General features: G+C 30.6%; 15 protein-coding genes and 1 rRNA gene. 6 read left to right on the plus strand and 10 right to left on the minus strand.

Features of this window, described 5'->3' with window-relative positions; translation table 11 throughout:
* Positions 1–2: 2 nt before the first annotated feature.
* Entirely contained in the window at positions 3–527 is a 525-nt protein-coding gene (locus LX78_RS12775) for a nucleotide exchange factor GrpE (RefSeq protein ID WP_109683083.1), read from the minus strand.
* 164 nt (positions 528–691) lie between these two features.
* On the opposite strand from LX78_RS12775, the gene LX78_RS12780 reads away from it, so the two are divergent.
* Positions 692–1,348 carry a YceI family protein gene (locus LX78_RS12780; RefSeq protein WP_109683085.1) on the plus strand — a complete coding sequence of 219 codons (657 nt, stop codon included), beginning with the start codon at positions 692–694 and terminating at the stop codon, positions 1,346–1,348.
* A 52-nt stretch (positions 1,349–1,400) separates the two neighbouring features.
* Here LX78_RS12780 and LX78_RS12785 read toward each other — a convergent pair whose 3' ends face one another.
* From LX78_RS12785 to LX78_RS12800, 4 genes are all read right to left on the minus strand, one after another.
* A complete protein-coding gene (locus tag LX78_RS12785) occupies positions 1,401–2,303 on the minus strand; it encodes a TIGR01777 family oxidoreductase (protein ID WP_109683087.1) in 903 nt (300 codons plus the stop codon).
* 174 nt (positions 2,304–2,477) lie between these two features.
* Positions 2,478–3,167: a tRNA (5-methylaminomethyl-2-thiouridine)(34)-methyltransferase MnmD gene (gene mnmD, locus LX78_RS12790; RefSeq protein ID WP_109683089.1), complete on the minus strand. Its 690-nt coding sequence runs from the start codon at positions 3,165–3,167 to the stop codon at positions 2,478–2,480.
* 3 nt (positions 3,168–3,170) lie between these two features.
* Positions 3,171–3,536 carry a hypothetical protein gene (locus LX78_RS12795; protein ID WP_245881531.1) on the minus strand — a complete coding sequence of 122 codons (366 nt, stop codon included), beginning with the start codon at positions 3,534–3,536 and terminating at the stop codon, positions 3,171–3,173.
* Positions 3,537–3,608: 72 nt separating this feature from the next.
* Positions 3,609–4,124, minus strand: a complete 516-nt coding sequence (locus LX78_RS12800) for a DUF4920 domain-containing protein (protein ID WP_109683138.1) — start codon at positions 4,122–4,124, stop codon at positions 3,609–3,611.
* Between the two features lie 115 nt (positions 4,125–4,239).
* On the opposite strand from LX78_RS12800, the gene LX78_RS12805 reads away from it, so the two are divergent.
* A complete protein-coding gene (locus tag LX78_RS12805) occupies positions 4,240–5,310 on the plus strand; it encodes a branched-chain amino acid aminotransferase (RefSeq protein ID WP_109683093.1) in 1,071 nt (356 codons plus the stop codon).
* A gap of 27 nt (positions 5,311–5,337) precedes the next feature.
* Here the strand turns inward: LX78_RS12805 and LX78_RS12810 are convergent, their stop codons facing one another.
* Together LX78_RS12810 and LX78_RS12820 are read right to left on the minus strand one after the other, a co-directional pair.
* Positions 5,338–5,724: a pyrophosphohydrolase domain-containing protein gene (locus LX78_RS12810; RefSeq protein ID WP_109683095.1), complete on the minus strand. Its 387-nt coding sequence runs from the start codon at positions 5,722–5,724 to the stop codon at positions 5,338–5,340.
* A gap of 542 nt (positions 5,725–6,266) precedes the next feature.
* On the minus strand, positions 6,267–8,306 hold the full coding sequence (locus tag LX78_RS12820) for a dipeptidyl-peptidase 3 family protein (protein WP_109683099.1): 2,040 nt from the start codon (positions 8,304–8,306) through the stop codon (positions 6,267–6,269).
* Positions 8,307–8,396: 90 nt separating this feature from the next.
* Between LX78_RS12820 and LX78_RS12825 the strand changes: the two genes are divergently transcribed.
* Both LX78_RS12825 and crcB read left to right on the plus strand, forming a co-directional pair.
* Positions 8,397–9,419, plus strand: coding sequence for an SRPBCC family protein (locus LX78_RS12825; protein ID WP_109683101.1), 1,023 nt, complete (start codon positions 8,397–8,399; stop codon positions 9,417–9,419).
* Between the two features lie 29 nt (positions 9,420–9,448).
* Positions 9,449–9,814 carry a fluoride efflux transporter CrcB gene (gene crcB, locus LX78_RS12830; RefSeq protein ID WP_109683103.1) on the plus strand — a complete coding sequence of 122 codons (366 nt, stop codon included), beginning with the start codon at positions 9,449–9,451 and terminating at the stop codon, positions 9,812–9,814.
* A 7-nt stretch (positions 9,815–9,821) separates the two neighbouring features.
* On the opposite strand, the gene LX78_RS12835 is transcribed toward crcB, so the two are convergent.
* Positions 9,822–10,424, minus strand: a complete 603-nt coding sequence (locus LX78_RS12835; RefSeq protein WP_109683105.1) for a DUF1684 domain-containing protein — start codon at positions 10,422–10,424, stop codon at positions 9,822–9,824.
* A gap of 228 nt (positions 10,425–10,652) precedes the next feature.
* Between LX78_RS12835 and LX78_RS12840 the strand changes: the two genes are divergently transcribed.
* A complete protein-coding gene (locus tag LX78_RS12840; protein ID WP_109683106.1) occupies positions 10,653–11,870 on the plus strand; it encodes an MDR family MFS transporter in 1,218 nt (405 codons plus the stop codon).
* Positions 11,871–11,877: 7 nt separating this feature from the next.
* Here LX78_RS12840 and LX78_RS12845 read toward each other — a convergent pair whose 3' ends face one another.
* The gene (locus LX78_RS12845; protein ID WP_109683108.1) at positions 11,878–12,321 is read right to left on the minus strand and encodes an Lrp/AsnC family transcriptional regulator; all 444 of its coding nucleotides are present in this window, start codon (positions 12,319–12,321) and stop codon (positions 11,878–11,880) included.
* Between the two features lie 170 nt (positions 12,322–12,491).
* Here LX78_RS12845 and LX78_RS12850 point away from each other — a divergent pair, with 170 nt between their 5' ends.
* Entirely contained in the window at positions 12,492–12,833 is a 342-nt protein-coding gene (locus LX78_RS12850; protein WP_245881532.1) for a hypothetical protein, read from the plus strand.
* Positions 12,834–13,255: 422 nt separating this feature from the next.
* Here the strand turns inward: LX78_RS12850 and rrf are convergent.
* Positions 13,256–13,363: ribosomal RNA gene (gene rrf / locus LX78_RS12855) — 5S ribosomal RNA — on the minus strand.
* Between the last annotated feature and the right edge of the window lie 127 nt (positions 13,364–13,490).

The raw sequence follows: 13,490 nt of genomic DNA on the forward strand, positions 1-13,490 counted from the left end.
GCTTATTGTCCTATAACTACTTTTGGGAATCTAATTGTCTTATCTCCTAATTTATATCCTTTTTCTACGACATCAATAATTTTGCCTTTTAAATCATCTGAAGGAGCAGGAATTTGTGTAATTGCCTCATGGTTATCTGCATTAAAAACATCTCCCTGAGCTAACTCAACTTCTACTAATCCTTTCCCTTTTAAGGTGTTTTTTAGTTTATTACTAATCAATTCTACACCTTTTAACAAATCCTTTTCTTCAGTTTTCGAAATCTCTAAATAGGCTCTGTCAAAATCGTCTAAAACTGGCAATAATGCAACCATTACATCCTGGCTAGCTGTTTTAAATAGCTCTATACGCTCTTTAGAAGTACGTCTTTTATAATTCTCAAATTCTGCAAACAGCCGTAAAAATTTATCTTTCTCTAGTTTCAATTCTTCTTGAAGCTGTTCTTCTTTAGTTTGCTCATCTTGATTAACCTTCTGTTCATCAACTTGTTCTGATGCTACATCTGCATGTTTATCTTTCTTACTCATAGTCGTACTTATAATTTTTTTAAAATACTTAAATAGGATGGCAAAAGTACTGCCATTATTATTAAAATGTCAAAATGTCACCATTAAATTTTAATCTTTTTTTAAGTTTTTATTAATATTCTAATGCTTATTTTTGCCACTTAACACTAAAATTATTATTTATTATGAAAAAAAGATTTCTTACAGTATTAACTGTAGCAATAATGGCAGTAGCTTTTACAAGTTGTAAAGATAAAGCAAAAGAAGTAGAGACATCTGAAGCAGAAGCTACAACAGAGACAACTGATGTTTCAACAAAATACAAAGTAGATACTGAAGGTTCTACAATTATGTGGACAGGTCATAAACCTACAGGTTCACACAATGGTACTATTTCTATTGAAAGTGGTGTGATGACTATGAATAACGATGCTTTAGAAAGTGGTACATTTTTAATAAACATGAATTCTATTAATGTTATGGATATGCCTGTTGAAGATGAAGGTCATGCAAAATTAACTGGACACTTAAAAAGCCCTGACTTTTTTGATGTAGAACAATTCCCTTCTTCAGCTTTTGAAATTACTGGAATTGAAACAGTAGATGGTAAAACCATGTTATCTGGAAATCTTAAAATGAAAGATGTTTCTAATAACATTACAATTCCTGTAACTGTAAATCAAAATGGAGATACTCTAGCTATTACTAGTGAAACATTTACTATTGATCGTTCTAAATGGAATGTGAAATATGGTTCTAAATCGTTTTTTGATAACTTAAAAGATAAGTATATTAATGATGATATTGAACTTAAAATAAATGTTACAGCTACTAAAGCTTAATTAATAGATTTATTATAAAAAAAATGCTGTTACAATTGTAACAGCATTTTTTTTATAATAAATCTTCTAATGTAGGCTTGAGATTTACAAAACGAAACTCAAATCCTGTATCTATAATCTTTTTAGAACAGACACGCTGACTTTCAAAAAGTAATACGTGCATCTCTCCTAATATTAAACTCATAAAAACCTTTGGAATGTTTGGCAACCACAAAGGTTTATTTATTGTATTTGCAATTACTTTCGTTAATTCTTGATTAGTTACTGGATTGGAAGCAACAGCGTTATAAACTCCTTCTAATTTGTTTTCTAAAGTGTAAACAAATATTCTGGCTAGGTCTTCTTTATGAATCCATGATTGCCATTGCAATCCACTTCCTAAAGCTGCTCCAAGACCAAAATTAATTGGCTTCATTATTTGAGGTAAGGCTCCTTCTTGATTATCTAGTACTATACCTATTCTTATTTTTGTTACTAATATGCCTAACTCTAAAAAAGAATCTGTTGCTTTTTCCCATTGTGTTGTTACTTCTCCTAAAAAACTTGAAGAATGACCTTGATAATTTTCTTCATAATAATTAGTAAGTGAATCTGGATAAATACCAATAGCACTAGCAGAAATTATATGCTTAATCTTAATATTATCTTTCTTAATAGTTGATTTTAAAAGCTGTAAAGATTGCAATCTACTATCTAAAATTTTTTGTTTATATGCTTTTGTCCATCTGTTAGAAATTGAAGCCCCAGCGAGGTTTATAATTGCGTCAACTCCATTAAAACATGAAGAGTCTATTTCCTGCTTATTAGGATTCCAATAGAATCCTTTGTAATGTTCAGTAGTCTCAATATTATTTTTTGAAGTGGTTAAATAATGAACTGAAATAGCCTGTTTTTTACATTGAGCCACAATGGCTTTCCCAACTAATCCTGTTGATCCTGTAATTAAAACTTTCATTGTAAATTTTTATTTAAAGATACTGAATAGACAAGTCTTTGTCTTTGACTTTATATAAGGTTTAACAGATTTAACGAAAGTTTATAGATTTTAGAAATTGAATTGTTTTTATAAAAAGCTTGGCTCGACTAGCTCACCGAATGTTTCGTTGCTTTTTAATAACATTGGGCTCGGCTAGCTCACCGAATGTTTCGTTGCACGAAGCATTTCACGTTTTCCTGGAGGCCCAGGAATTCTTTCTACATTAAATCCTACATTTTGCATAGCTCTACGAACACTTCCTTTTGCAGAATAGGTTACAAGAATACCATCTTCTTTTAATGCATGATACATTTTTTTAAATATGTCTTCTGTCCAAAGTTCAGGTTGAACACGTGGTCCAAAAGCATCAAAATAAATGATATGATAAGCGTTTTGACCCGTAATTTCTGAAAAGAGTTTTTGTTGTTTTTCTAAAGTGAAGTCAGGAGTTATTGCATGTGCTTTCCCCCATGAACAGCTATGAATACTATTAAATAATTGGCTGGAATTTTCAAATGAAAATTGTTCTCCATAATTCAATTCCAGAATTTCTTTTTTTGATATAGGATAGGCTTCTACTCCAACATAATTAATTTGAAGGTTTTCATTTTTGGCTTCAACTAGAGTAGCTATAGTATTTAAACCTGTTCCAAAACCCATTTCTAGAATGGAAATATTTTTTAATTTTTTATTATGTAAATGATAAAAATGGAGCAGACCTTGGTTTATATACACATGTTTAGATTCTTGCAAAGCTCCATGAATAGAATGGTATTGCTCATCTAAGTCTATAAGCTGAATTGTTTTAGAACCATCTGCAGTTGTGATGATTTTACGATCCAAAATCTATTTAATTAATAGTTTCTGGATTCTAGAAATGGGTCCTGTACATTCTGTTTGATGACAAGAAATACAGAGGTTAATTGTATTATTATAACGTTCTTCTATGGGTACTTGAGATTCTGTATTAAATATCTCTTTTTCACTTTCAATAAATAATTTGGAGAAACTTTGAAATGTTTCGTTTCTACTTTTAAATTCGGATAATTCTGCTGAATGAATTTTTAAAAAATCTAATGGAAATTCTTCAGGAACAATTCCGTTTAATATATCTTCTTTTACTTTCAAATTTTGTGCATACATCTCGTTCATGAGATTTGCCATTTCAGAAGGCTGGTACATATCGTAAACCAATTCTTCTTTAGCTGTCACTATTTCTTTTTCGGGTTGTTTACAACCAAAAAAACAAGTGATAATACACAAACTTAAAATAAAAACCCTCATTTATTCTTCCTTTAATAAAACCCCATCTGCCTCAAACGTATAAGTTCGTTTTACCTCTGTTATAGCAGCTATTTCTTCTTCAGATTTTCCAGCATCTTCAGCATAATGACGTTGTTCTTCAACAGAAAGTTCACTTACAAAGGCTTTACCATTAACAATAACTTCTTTTCCAGCTATATTTTTTGGCATGAAAAATCCGTAATCCTTAAATTTCACCATAACCTGCTCTTCACTTCCTATATCTAATTTCATCCAGCAACCTTTAGCTTGACAAACTTCATCTACTTTTGCAATCATTTTTGTTGAGATACTATCTCCTACAGTCATATCTTTATAAGTATCAGCCATTAATTTTGCTTCAATAGCATTATCTGCTTCAATTTTATCTCCAAAAGAGGCGTAAGCTATTTCTTTTACTTCTTCCGTAATTACCGTGTTATCTTGAGTTTCGTTTGTATTTTTCTTACAAGAAACAAATATTAATGTTAGTACGAAAAGTGCTAAAATGTGCTTCATAATCATTCTAAAAATTTATAAATAAGTTTAACACCAAATATACACATTTTTTAAAAACCCTTTTGGTTTTTTATACTACATAAATTTTATAAATTCGCAGTACAAAAAAATCATAATGACGAATCCTTCAAATAGTGAAATTGATATTGTAAAGTCTAGTAAATCTAAGATAAAAGATGTTGATTTTAATAACTTAGTTTTTGGTAGAATTTTTACAGACCACATGTTTGTTTGCGATTTTATTGATGGTGTATGGCAACAACCAAAAATTATGCCTTATCAAGCAATGAGTTTTGAACCTTCTGCCAGAGTTTTTCATTATGGCCAAGCTGTTTTTGAGGGCATGAAGGCCTATAAAGATGAGAACGGAAAAATCTGGTTGTTTAGACCAGATGAAAACCATAAAAGAATAAACAAATCTGCAGCTCGTTTAGCTATGCCAGAATTTCCGAGAGATTACTTTTTAAATGGTTTGGAAACCTTATTAAAAATGGATAAAGAGTGGATAAAATCTGGCATTGGAAACTCTCTATATATAAGACCATTTGTTATTGCAACTGAGCCAGCCATTTCGGCTTCTCCAGCAAATAGCTATCGCTTTATTATTATTTGCTCTCCAGCAAAAGCTTATTATTCTGGAAAAGTTAGAGTCTTATTTGCTGAAAAATACAGTCGTTCTGCAAATGGAGGCGTTGGTTTTGCTAAAGCGGCAGGAAATTATGCAGCACAATTTTATCCTACGGCATTGGCCCAAGAAAAAGGCTATCAGCAAATTATTTGGACAGATGCAAGTAGCCACGAATTTTTAGAAGAAGCAGGTACTATGAACATCTTTTTTAGAATTAATGACTCCTTGGTAACTGCGCCAATTAGCGATAGAATTTTAGATGGAATAACAAGAAAAAGCATCATTCAGCTAGCTGAAGACAATGGGATTACTGTAGAGGTAAAACGAGTTCCAGTAACCGAGATTAAGGAAGCTGCAAGAAATGGTAGTTTAAAAGAAATCTTTGGAGCAGGAACTGCAGCTGTAATAAGTCCTATTTCTGCTTTCGAACATGCTGAAGAAGTTTTTGAAATTCCAGATAATGAAGACTCTTATGCTAGTTTGTTTAAAAAGCAATTACTAGAAATCCAACATAATGTATCTCAAGACAAACATCATTGGAGACATGAAGTAAAATAAAAAAAGGGAAGCAATGCTTCCCTTTTTTTATTTATCTAAAATTTCTGCTATTTGAGGTTTAAAATATTTTGGCCCTTTTAATACTTTGCCATCTTCTCTATAAATTGGTTCTCCATTCTCATCCAATTTACTCATATTACTTCTTTGAATTTCATTAAAGACTTCTTCTATTTTATGTTGTAAACCATGTTCTATAATGGTTCCACATAGAATGTAAAGCATATCTCCAAGAGCATCAGCAACTTCAACCAAATCATTATCATTTGCTGCTTCTAGATATTCTTCATTTTCTTCACGCATCAATTTATATCGAAGCATGTTTTTTTCTATACCTAAATCTGCTTTTGGAGTTTCGCGATGTCCTATTTTAAAGGCTGTGTGGAATGCTTTAACAGCTTCTATTTTATCTTTCATAAAAATATATTTTTCATTTCCTTGAAAATGGAAATCTAATCCTATTTGTTTTCTTATTTTTGCATAAAATTAAGGATATGTTTACAAATGGTCAATTAGTTTTTGGAATTTTATTTGCTATTGCATTTATCATCATCATATTCTCCACATACAGACACGACAAAAAAATTCATAGTAAATACTACAAAGGAAGTGTTTGGGTGTTAATTGCTTTTATATCTTTTATTCTTTTTATTGTTTCAATTAAATGGTTTTTTAAGTAACTGATTATTATTAAATACTCTTTTAATTATTTATTACAACTTGTGTTAACATTTCATTTTAATCTACATTAAGATTCTTTGATGACAAATTAAAATCTAAACGATGTATAATAAAAACCAACCATCATGAATTCTTTTCTCATATTACTTTTATTACTTGTTATAAATTTTATTCTTTTAAAATTTAGCATCAACAAATAACAAGAATTCAGTGATTAAGCATAAAAAAAGCCTTAATGAAAGGAACATTAAGGCTTTTTGTTTAAAGATTATCTCTTATTAATTCTCTTCTGGAAGAAAACTATAGTTTTTACTATAATCAAGCATTTGCCCTGAATATGTTTCCGGTTGTGTTACTTTTATAGCTGTAATCTCTCCATTATCGTCTGTTTCTGGAACCAAAACAGGATTTACAAAACCACTATAAGGAGCAGAAGTAAACTGTTTGTTTCTTTCTAAAACTTCAGCATGAATATCCTGATTTACTATAACACCATAAGTTTCAACTAGCGTTTCAACAGCTTTATAATCTCCTTCAGATTTGATACGTTGTGTTTCTTTTAACAACTGCCCAAAAAGGTCATGTAACTTATCATAATCGTTAATATTAAAATAGGTTTTTCCGTTTCGCGTTACCTTTTCAATCACATTATCGGCTTTCCCATTTTCATATGCCCAAGCACTTACCCATTGTCTGTTACGCATGTGAGCTTCTTCAACATCATCGCCTAAATTTAAACGGATTAATTGTGTCATCAAACCATTTCTAATATAACCATCGTAAGCAGCTTTTCCAACAGATTGCCAATCTTCAACCAAACCTAATTCTTGTAATTTAGGATTGTATAAATAGTAAAGTCCTACTAAATCTGCACGTCCTTCCTCTAAGGTTGAAGCATAATTCTTTAAAGTTTCTTTAGTTTCTCCAACACCAGGATTTAACTGTCCAGAGGCATGACCAATAACTTCATGCAAAGCTGTATGCAATTTATCTGCTAATTGACCATATTCTTCTTCTAATTGTAACTCTTCTTCGTCGTTAACAAATTCTTTTAATCTGCCTGAACTTCCAGCGTTATTATAAGCTTCAATAATGTTACCTAAAGAAACAGACTTGCTTCCAACTGCAGCGCGAATCCAGTTGGCATTTGGTAAATTAACACCTATTGGTGTGCTTGGAGATGCATCTCCTGCTTCTCCTGCCACATTAACCACTTTATAAGTTACACCAACTACATTTTTCTTTTTATGTTCTTCCATTAAAGGAGAATTATCTTCAAACCATTGTGCATTATCAGACAAAACCTTCATTTTTTGTGACATGTCAAAATCGTTGATTTGAACAATACTCTCATAAGAACCTCTATAACCTAAAGGATCGTTATACACTTCAATAAAACTGTTTATATAATCCACATTTCCTGCAGTTGCAGCTGTCCATGCTACGTTATAATCGTCCCAAGTTTGTAAATCTCCTGTATTGTAGTATTCAATTAATAAACCCAAAGCATTTCCTTGTGCTTCATTTTCAGCAACACCTTCTGCTAACTTTAGCCATTTTACAATTTCATCAATGGCAGAACCATATAATCCACCAGATTTATAAACCAATTCTTTTAACTGGCCATTTTCTTTTACTAATTTTGAATTTAATCCAAAAGATAAAGGCTTCTCTGGATTTGGTGATTTCTTATTTTTATAAAACTTTTCTACATCTGCATTTGTCACTTCTGGTCCATAAAAATTAACAGCAGAAAGCGACACATTATCAACATCTTTACTTTGATCTACTTTTTTAGAATCTTTATCATTAAAAATCACATCAAAAGGGTCGCCTTCTAAAGTGGTGTTTGTTTCGGTTAATAATACTCTTAAATATTCTGGTGAAAATTCAGGTTCAATTTTAGCATTAGAATAATGATGATGAATTCCATTACTAAACCAAACACGCTTCAAATAAGTTTCAAACGCATCCCAATCAGACGTTGTTTTGTCTCCATTAAAATTTGTATAAATAGACTCTAAAGCCTTTCTAATTTTTAAATTATGTCGGTAATTTTGATCCCACATGATATCTCTTCCAACTAATCCTGCTTGTGTCAAATAATACACTAACTTCTGTTCTTTCAATGTTAAATTATCCCAACCAGGAATTTGATATCTCAGTACCTTTATGTCGGCAAATTGTTCAACATTATAATCAAACACTTTTTCTACTTGCACTTCGGCAATTTCTACAACTGGCTCATTTTTGTCACTTTTACAAGACACAAAAGCAGTTATTGCTAAAGCTAAACCTAATACATATTTAATTTTCATCTTTAAATTTTTATAATTGTATTACAAATGTAACATATATTAAGATAGTATAAAATTGATTATCTTTGATAAAACATGAACCTATCTTAGATGAAAACAATTAAATACATCATTTTTTTATTATTAATAGTTTTTATTGGTCTGGCAATTTATATAGCTGTACAGCCTAATTCTTTTGAAATAAAAAGAAATAGAACTATCAATGCGCCAGCACAAGTAATATATAATAATGTGATTGATTTTAAAAACTGGGAAGCTTGGTCTTCTTGGGTTGAAAAAGACCCTACAACTATTATTACTTTAAGCGAACAAACTGAAGGAATTGGAGGTTCTTATTCTTGGATAGACAAAGATGGAAAAGGGAATATGAAAACTATTGATGCTTTAGACAATGTTTTAATAGACCAAGAATTACAATTTGGCGATTTTGAACCTTCAAGAATTAACTGGACATTTAATCCAATTTCAGAAGGGCAAACTGAAGTCTCATGGAAAATGAATTCTGATAAAATTCCCTTTATGTTTAAAGCATATGCAGCTTTTTCAGGAGGGTTCGAAAAAATGATAGGTCCAGATTTTGAACGTGGCTTAGAAAAACTAGATAGTATTGTTGTTGCTTCAACGAAAGTCTATTCAATTAAAATGGATGGCATAACCCAACATGGAGGAGGTTTCTACCTTTATAATACAACTTCAAGTAAAATGGATAATTTTGAGAACGTCATGACAGACATGCTTTCTAAAGTTGGAAATTATGTAAAAGAAAATAATATAACAACTGCTGGGCCTCCTTTTATCTATTATCATAAATGGGACGAAGCAAATAACTCTGTCATGTTTTCATGCTGTGTACCAACTACTGCTCAAGTAATTACTACTGAAAGCGATATTTTAACTGGACAACTTGAACCATTTAAAGCTGTAAAAACGACGCTTAAAGGTAATTACAGTAATTTAAAAGAAGCTTGGCAAAACATCATGGAATACATTCCAAAAAATGGATTAGAGCTTACTGAACAAGGGCCAATGCTTGAAGTGTATGTTACAGATCCTACTCAAACACCAAATCCTGCAAACTGGATTACCGAAATTTATATTGCCATAAAAGAATAAATAAATTCCCAAACTAATGGGAAATAATTATGAAAAATCTAGTTTTAGTTTTTATTGGTGGCGGATTTGGAAGTGCTCTTCGATATCTAATTGGTAAATATTTAAACAGTCCTGAATCAGGAATTCCTTATGGCACGTTTGCTGCTAACATTCTAGGCAGCTTACTTATTGGTGTTATTTTAGGTTTGGCAGCAAAAAACAATACACTTAATTCCAATCAAACCCTTATACTAGCAACAGGTTTTTGTGGTGGCTTTACGACCTTTTCTACCTTTGCTTACGAAAACCACGTACTCTTAAAATCTGGCGATTTCACAAGCTTTGCTATTTATACTATTGCAAGTTTTGTAGTTGGCTTTTTGGCTGTCTTTTTAGGATTGTTTCTAGTAAAGTAAAATATTATTAATGTTTCTCATAAGCTTTTACTCCAGCTTCCACTTCAGTCTCTAGATAGTTCTCTCGTGGCACAATTGGACAAGAATATTTTTCATTATAAGCACAATACGGATTATATGCCGAATTAAAGTCGATAACTACTTCATTATCTGAAGGAATTTTACACTCAACATATCTTCCTCCTCCATACGTAGTATCACCATTTGTTAGGTCCAAGAATGGCAAAAACAAATAATCTTCATAGCCAACTTCATTCATTAAATCTAAATTCTGATAGATGTTAAGTTCATGAGTCTCTCCTTTTAATTCAAAATTTACAACACCATATTTTACATACATAGGCATTCTTTCTGTGGTTGTTTTCATTTTAAAAGGTGCTTCGTCAGGAGTTCTGGTAAGACTTGCAGTAACAACATAAATAGAATCAAATTTAAAAAAATCCAATCCTTTAAAATCTTTACGGTCATTATCTTTTAATGGCGATTTTGTTGCATCTTTAAAATCGGCATTCATCTTTTTCTGAAATTCAGTTTCGCCCAAAATAGGTTGTTTGCCTTGTGCGCAACTTAATACCGAAATCATCAAAAATAAGTGTAGGAAGTATTTCATTTTATTTTTTTTACAATTCAAAAGTACAACTTTTAAGTATTTTGTTTAGATTTGATTCTTAAATAAAATAATAATGCAAAATTTTGTCACCATTTATAGAAAGCAATGTACTTCATATTCCATGAGTTGGACGCTTTATGTATTCTAGTGATATTAATATAACATGAATCAATATAGAAAAGTCCGACAATAACGTCGGACTTTTTATTTTTACAATAACCAACCAAAATGAAAACACTCTTTAACAATTATTTAAATACCTTTAAAGGATTATCATCTGAAGTATGGTGGCTTGCATTAATTACTCTAATTAATCGAGCAGGAACCATGGTGATTCCTTTTCTGTCTTTATACTTAACAAAAGATTTGAATTTTACTTTTGCTCAAGTAGGTTGGGTTATGTCTGCATTTGGCTTAGGCTCTGTAGTAGGTTCTTGGTTAGGCGGCAAACTAACAGATAAAATAGGCTATTATAAAGTTATGGTAAGAAGTCTACTTACTACTGGAATTCTTTTTATTGGACTACAATACTTAAATACGTTTGCCACATTTTGTTTTGGAATTTTTGTAATCATGCTAGTTGCAGATATGTTTCGTCCTGCTATGTTTGTGGCACTAAGCGCATATAGTAAGCCTGAAAATAAAACAAGATCTGTTACTTTAATTCGTTTGGCTATAAATTTAGGATTTTCAGCTGGACCAGCAGTTGGTGGATTAATTATTACTACTATGAGTTATGGCGGCTTGTTTTGGGTAGATGGTATAACCTGTATTTTAGCAACAATCCTTTTAGTAAAGGTATTAAATCCCAAAAAAGCTAAAGCCATAGATACTGTTATAAACGAAAATCCACAATCTGCCTATAAAGACAAAGCATTTTGGATTTTTCTTACATCTATGACCTTGTTTGGAATAATCTTTTTACAATATTTTTCTACCATGCCTTTGTATTATAAAGATGTCCATAAATTATCTGAATTAGAAATTGGGTTATTATTAGGACTGAACGGTTTTTTTATTTTTGTATTAGAAATGCCTCTTATTAAATGGTTAGAACACACAAAATACACAAAACCTGGTTTGATGATTTTTGGTGCTCTTTTAACGTTAATTAGTTTCCTTGTATTAGATCTAACATCTTGGATTGGTATCTTAGTTATTGGAATGCTTTTAATGACTATTGGCGAAATGATAGCTTTTCCTTTTTCAAATGCGTTTGCCATGCAACGAGCAAAAAAAGGAAATCAAGGTGAATATATGGCTTTGTATACCATCTCTTTTTCTATTGCTCATATTTTTGGCCACAATGCAGGACTGCAACTTGTAGATAATTTTGGTTTTAACACAACTTGGCTAATTATGGGAATTTTAGGGCTTGTTTGTGTTAGTCTTTTATATTATTTAAAACAATATTTAAAAAGTAAAAATGAATTATATAATAAATAATTCATTTTTACTTTAAAGGCTTGACAGGGTTGTGCTTTATTACATGAGATAGTACAATTTGAGTTTTTGTTTCTCCATATACTATTAGTTGATCAATGAAAGTTTCTAAATGTTTCTGATTTTTTAATACAACCTCCATCACTATGTTTTCATTTCCAGTTATTCTATAACAATTAATAACTTCATCGAATGTCTTAACTTTTTCTAAAAATGGTTTTAACATACCCATAAAAGCACGAATAGTTATAAGTGCCTTCAATTGATAACCTACTTCAAAAGGAGAAACCGTTGTATGGTAATTTTGAATAATTCCTAAGTCTTCCATTTTCTTAATTCTTTCAGAAACTGCTGGAGAACTAATACCAACTTGTCTGCCTATTTCAGCATTTGATTGTCTTGCATTGCTCTGTAAACATTTAAGAATTTTCCAGTTTAATTGATCTAGACTCATTTTAAAGCAAATTTAAAATATACATTAATTATTAAATCAAATATACAGTTTTTCTTTAAAATCAAAAGTCAAAAATCAAAACTTGTCACTACTTTTGATACAATTGCTATTTAAAAATGATTTCAAATATGTCCTCACACTTATCCCACCTGCCTATATATCAAAAGGCTATGGAAATTATTATTTTATCTAGAAGTATTTCTACATATTTGAATCAAGATTTATCCTATTTACAACCAGATGGCACAGAAGATTCAAATATCTATTTTTCTGGAGATATCATTCAACAATCAACTTCTTTAGCTCCTGAAATTGAAAAAGCTGAATTAGAAAAATTTAGTGATAAAAAGCATAAACATATTGCATCAGTTAGACGCTTAACAAATTTATTATACAAAAATTGCAGTCGATTAGAAAAATCTAACAGTAATGGTAAAGATTATCTACCAATACTCAGAAGTGAACTTAAAAAATTCAGGAAACTTCAACATACTTGGTCTTTAACATTGTAAGAGTCAATAACTATTAGGTAATTAATCAAAGCATATTTGTTTTAATGTTTTTATGAGTTTAATCTATACACTCTCAAACATTAAAAAGTATTTGTCATTTCTACATATACGCTTTATATCAATTCATTGAACAATCTACTTTTATTAAAAGCTTTGTATTTAATCCTTTAATTCAATTTCAACTTATAATATATTAAATATTTAAATATATTTTTAAAACTTTTGTGAACAATAAAATTAACTACAGTTTTATCTATAGATAGTGTATGGATAGTGTATGGATAGTGTATGGATAGTGTATGGATAGTGTATGGAATATATAGATTTGAAAAGAAAATTCAAAATCTATTTAAAAACCACATAAGGTTGTAAAGAAATAGGGTAAAAAAAATCCCGATTCAAGAAAATGAATCGGGATTCTAAAAAGGCGATGACCTACTCTTCCACAAATGCAGTACCATCGGCGCTAATGGGCTTAACTTCTCTGTTCGGAATGGTAAGAGGTGAGCCCCATTGCAATAACCACCTTAAGTTATTGCTGCAGTAATAAGTATTAAATTTATTACTTCCAGCGTTCCGAAAATAATCGGAACAAATATCTTAACATATTGAAAAAAATAACATGAATTTTTAATTGTACTTTATAAAAAGAACGGT

It is taken from the genome of Xanthomarina spongicola (genome assembly GCF_003148645.1).
Taxonomy (GTDB): domain Bacteria; phylum Bacteroidota; class Bacteroidia; order Flavobacteriales; family Flavobacteriaceae; genus Xanthomarina; species Xanthomarina spongicola.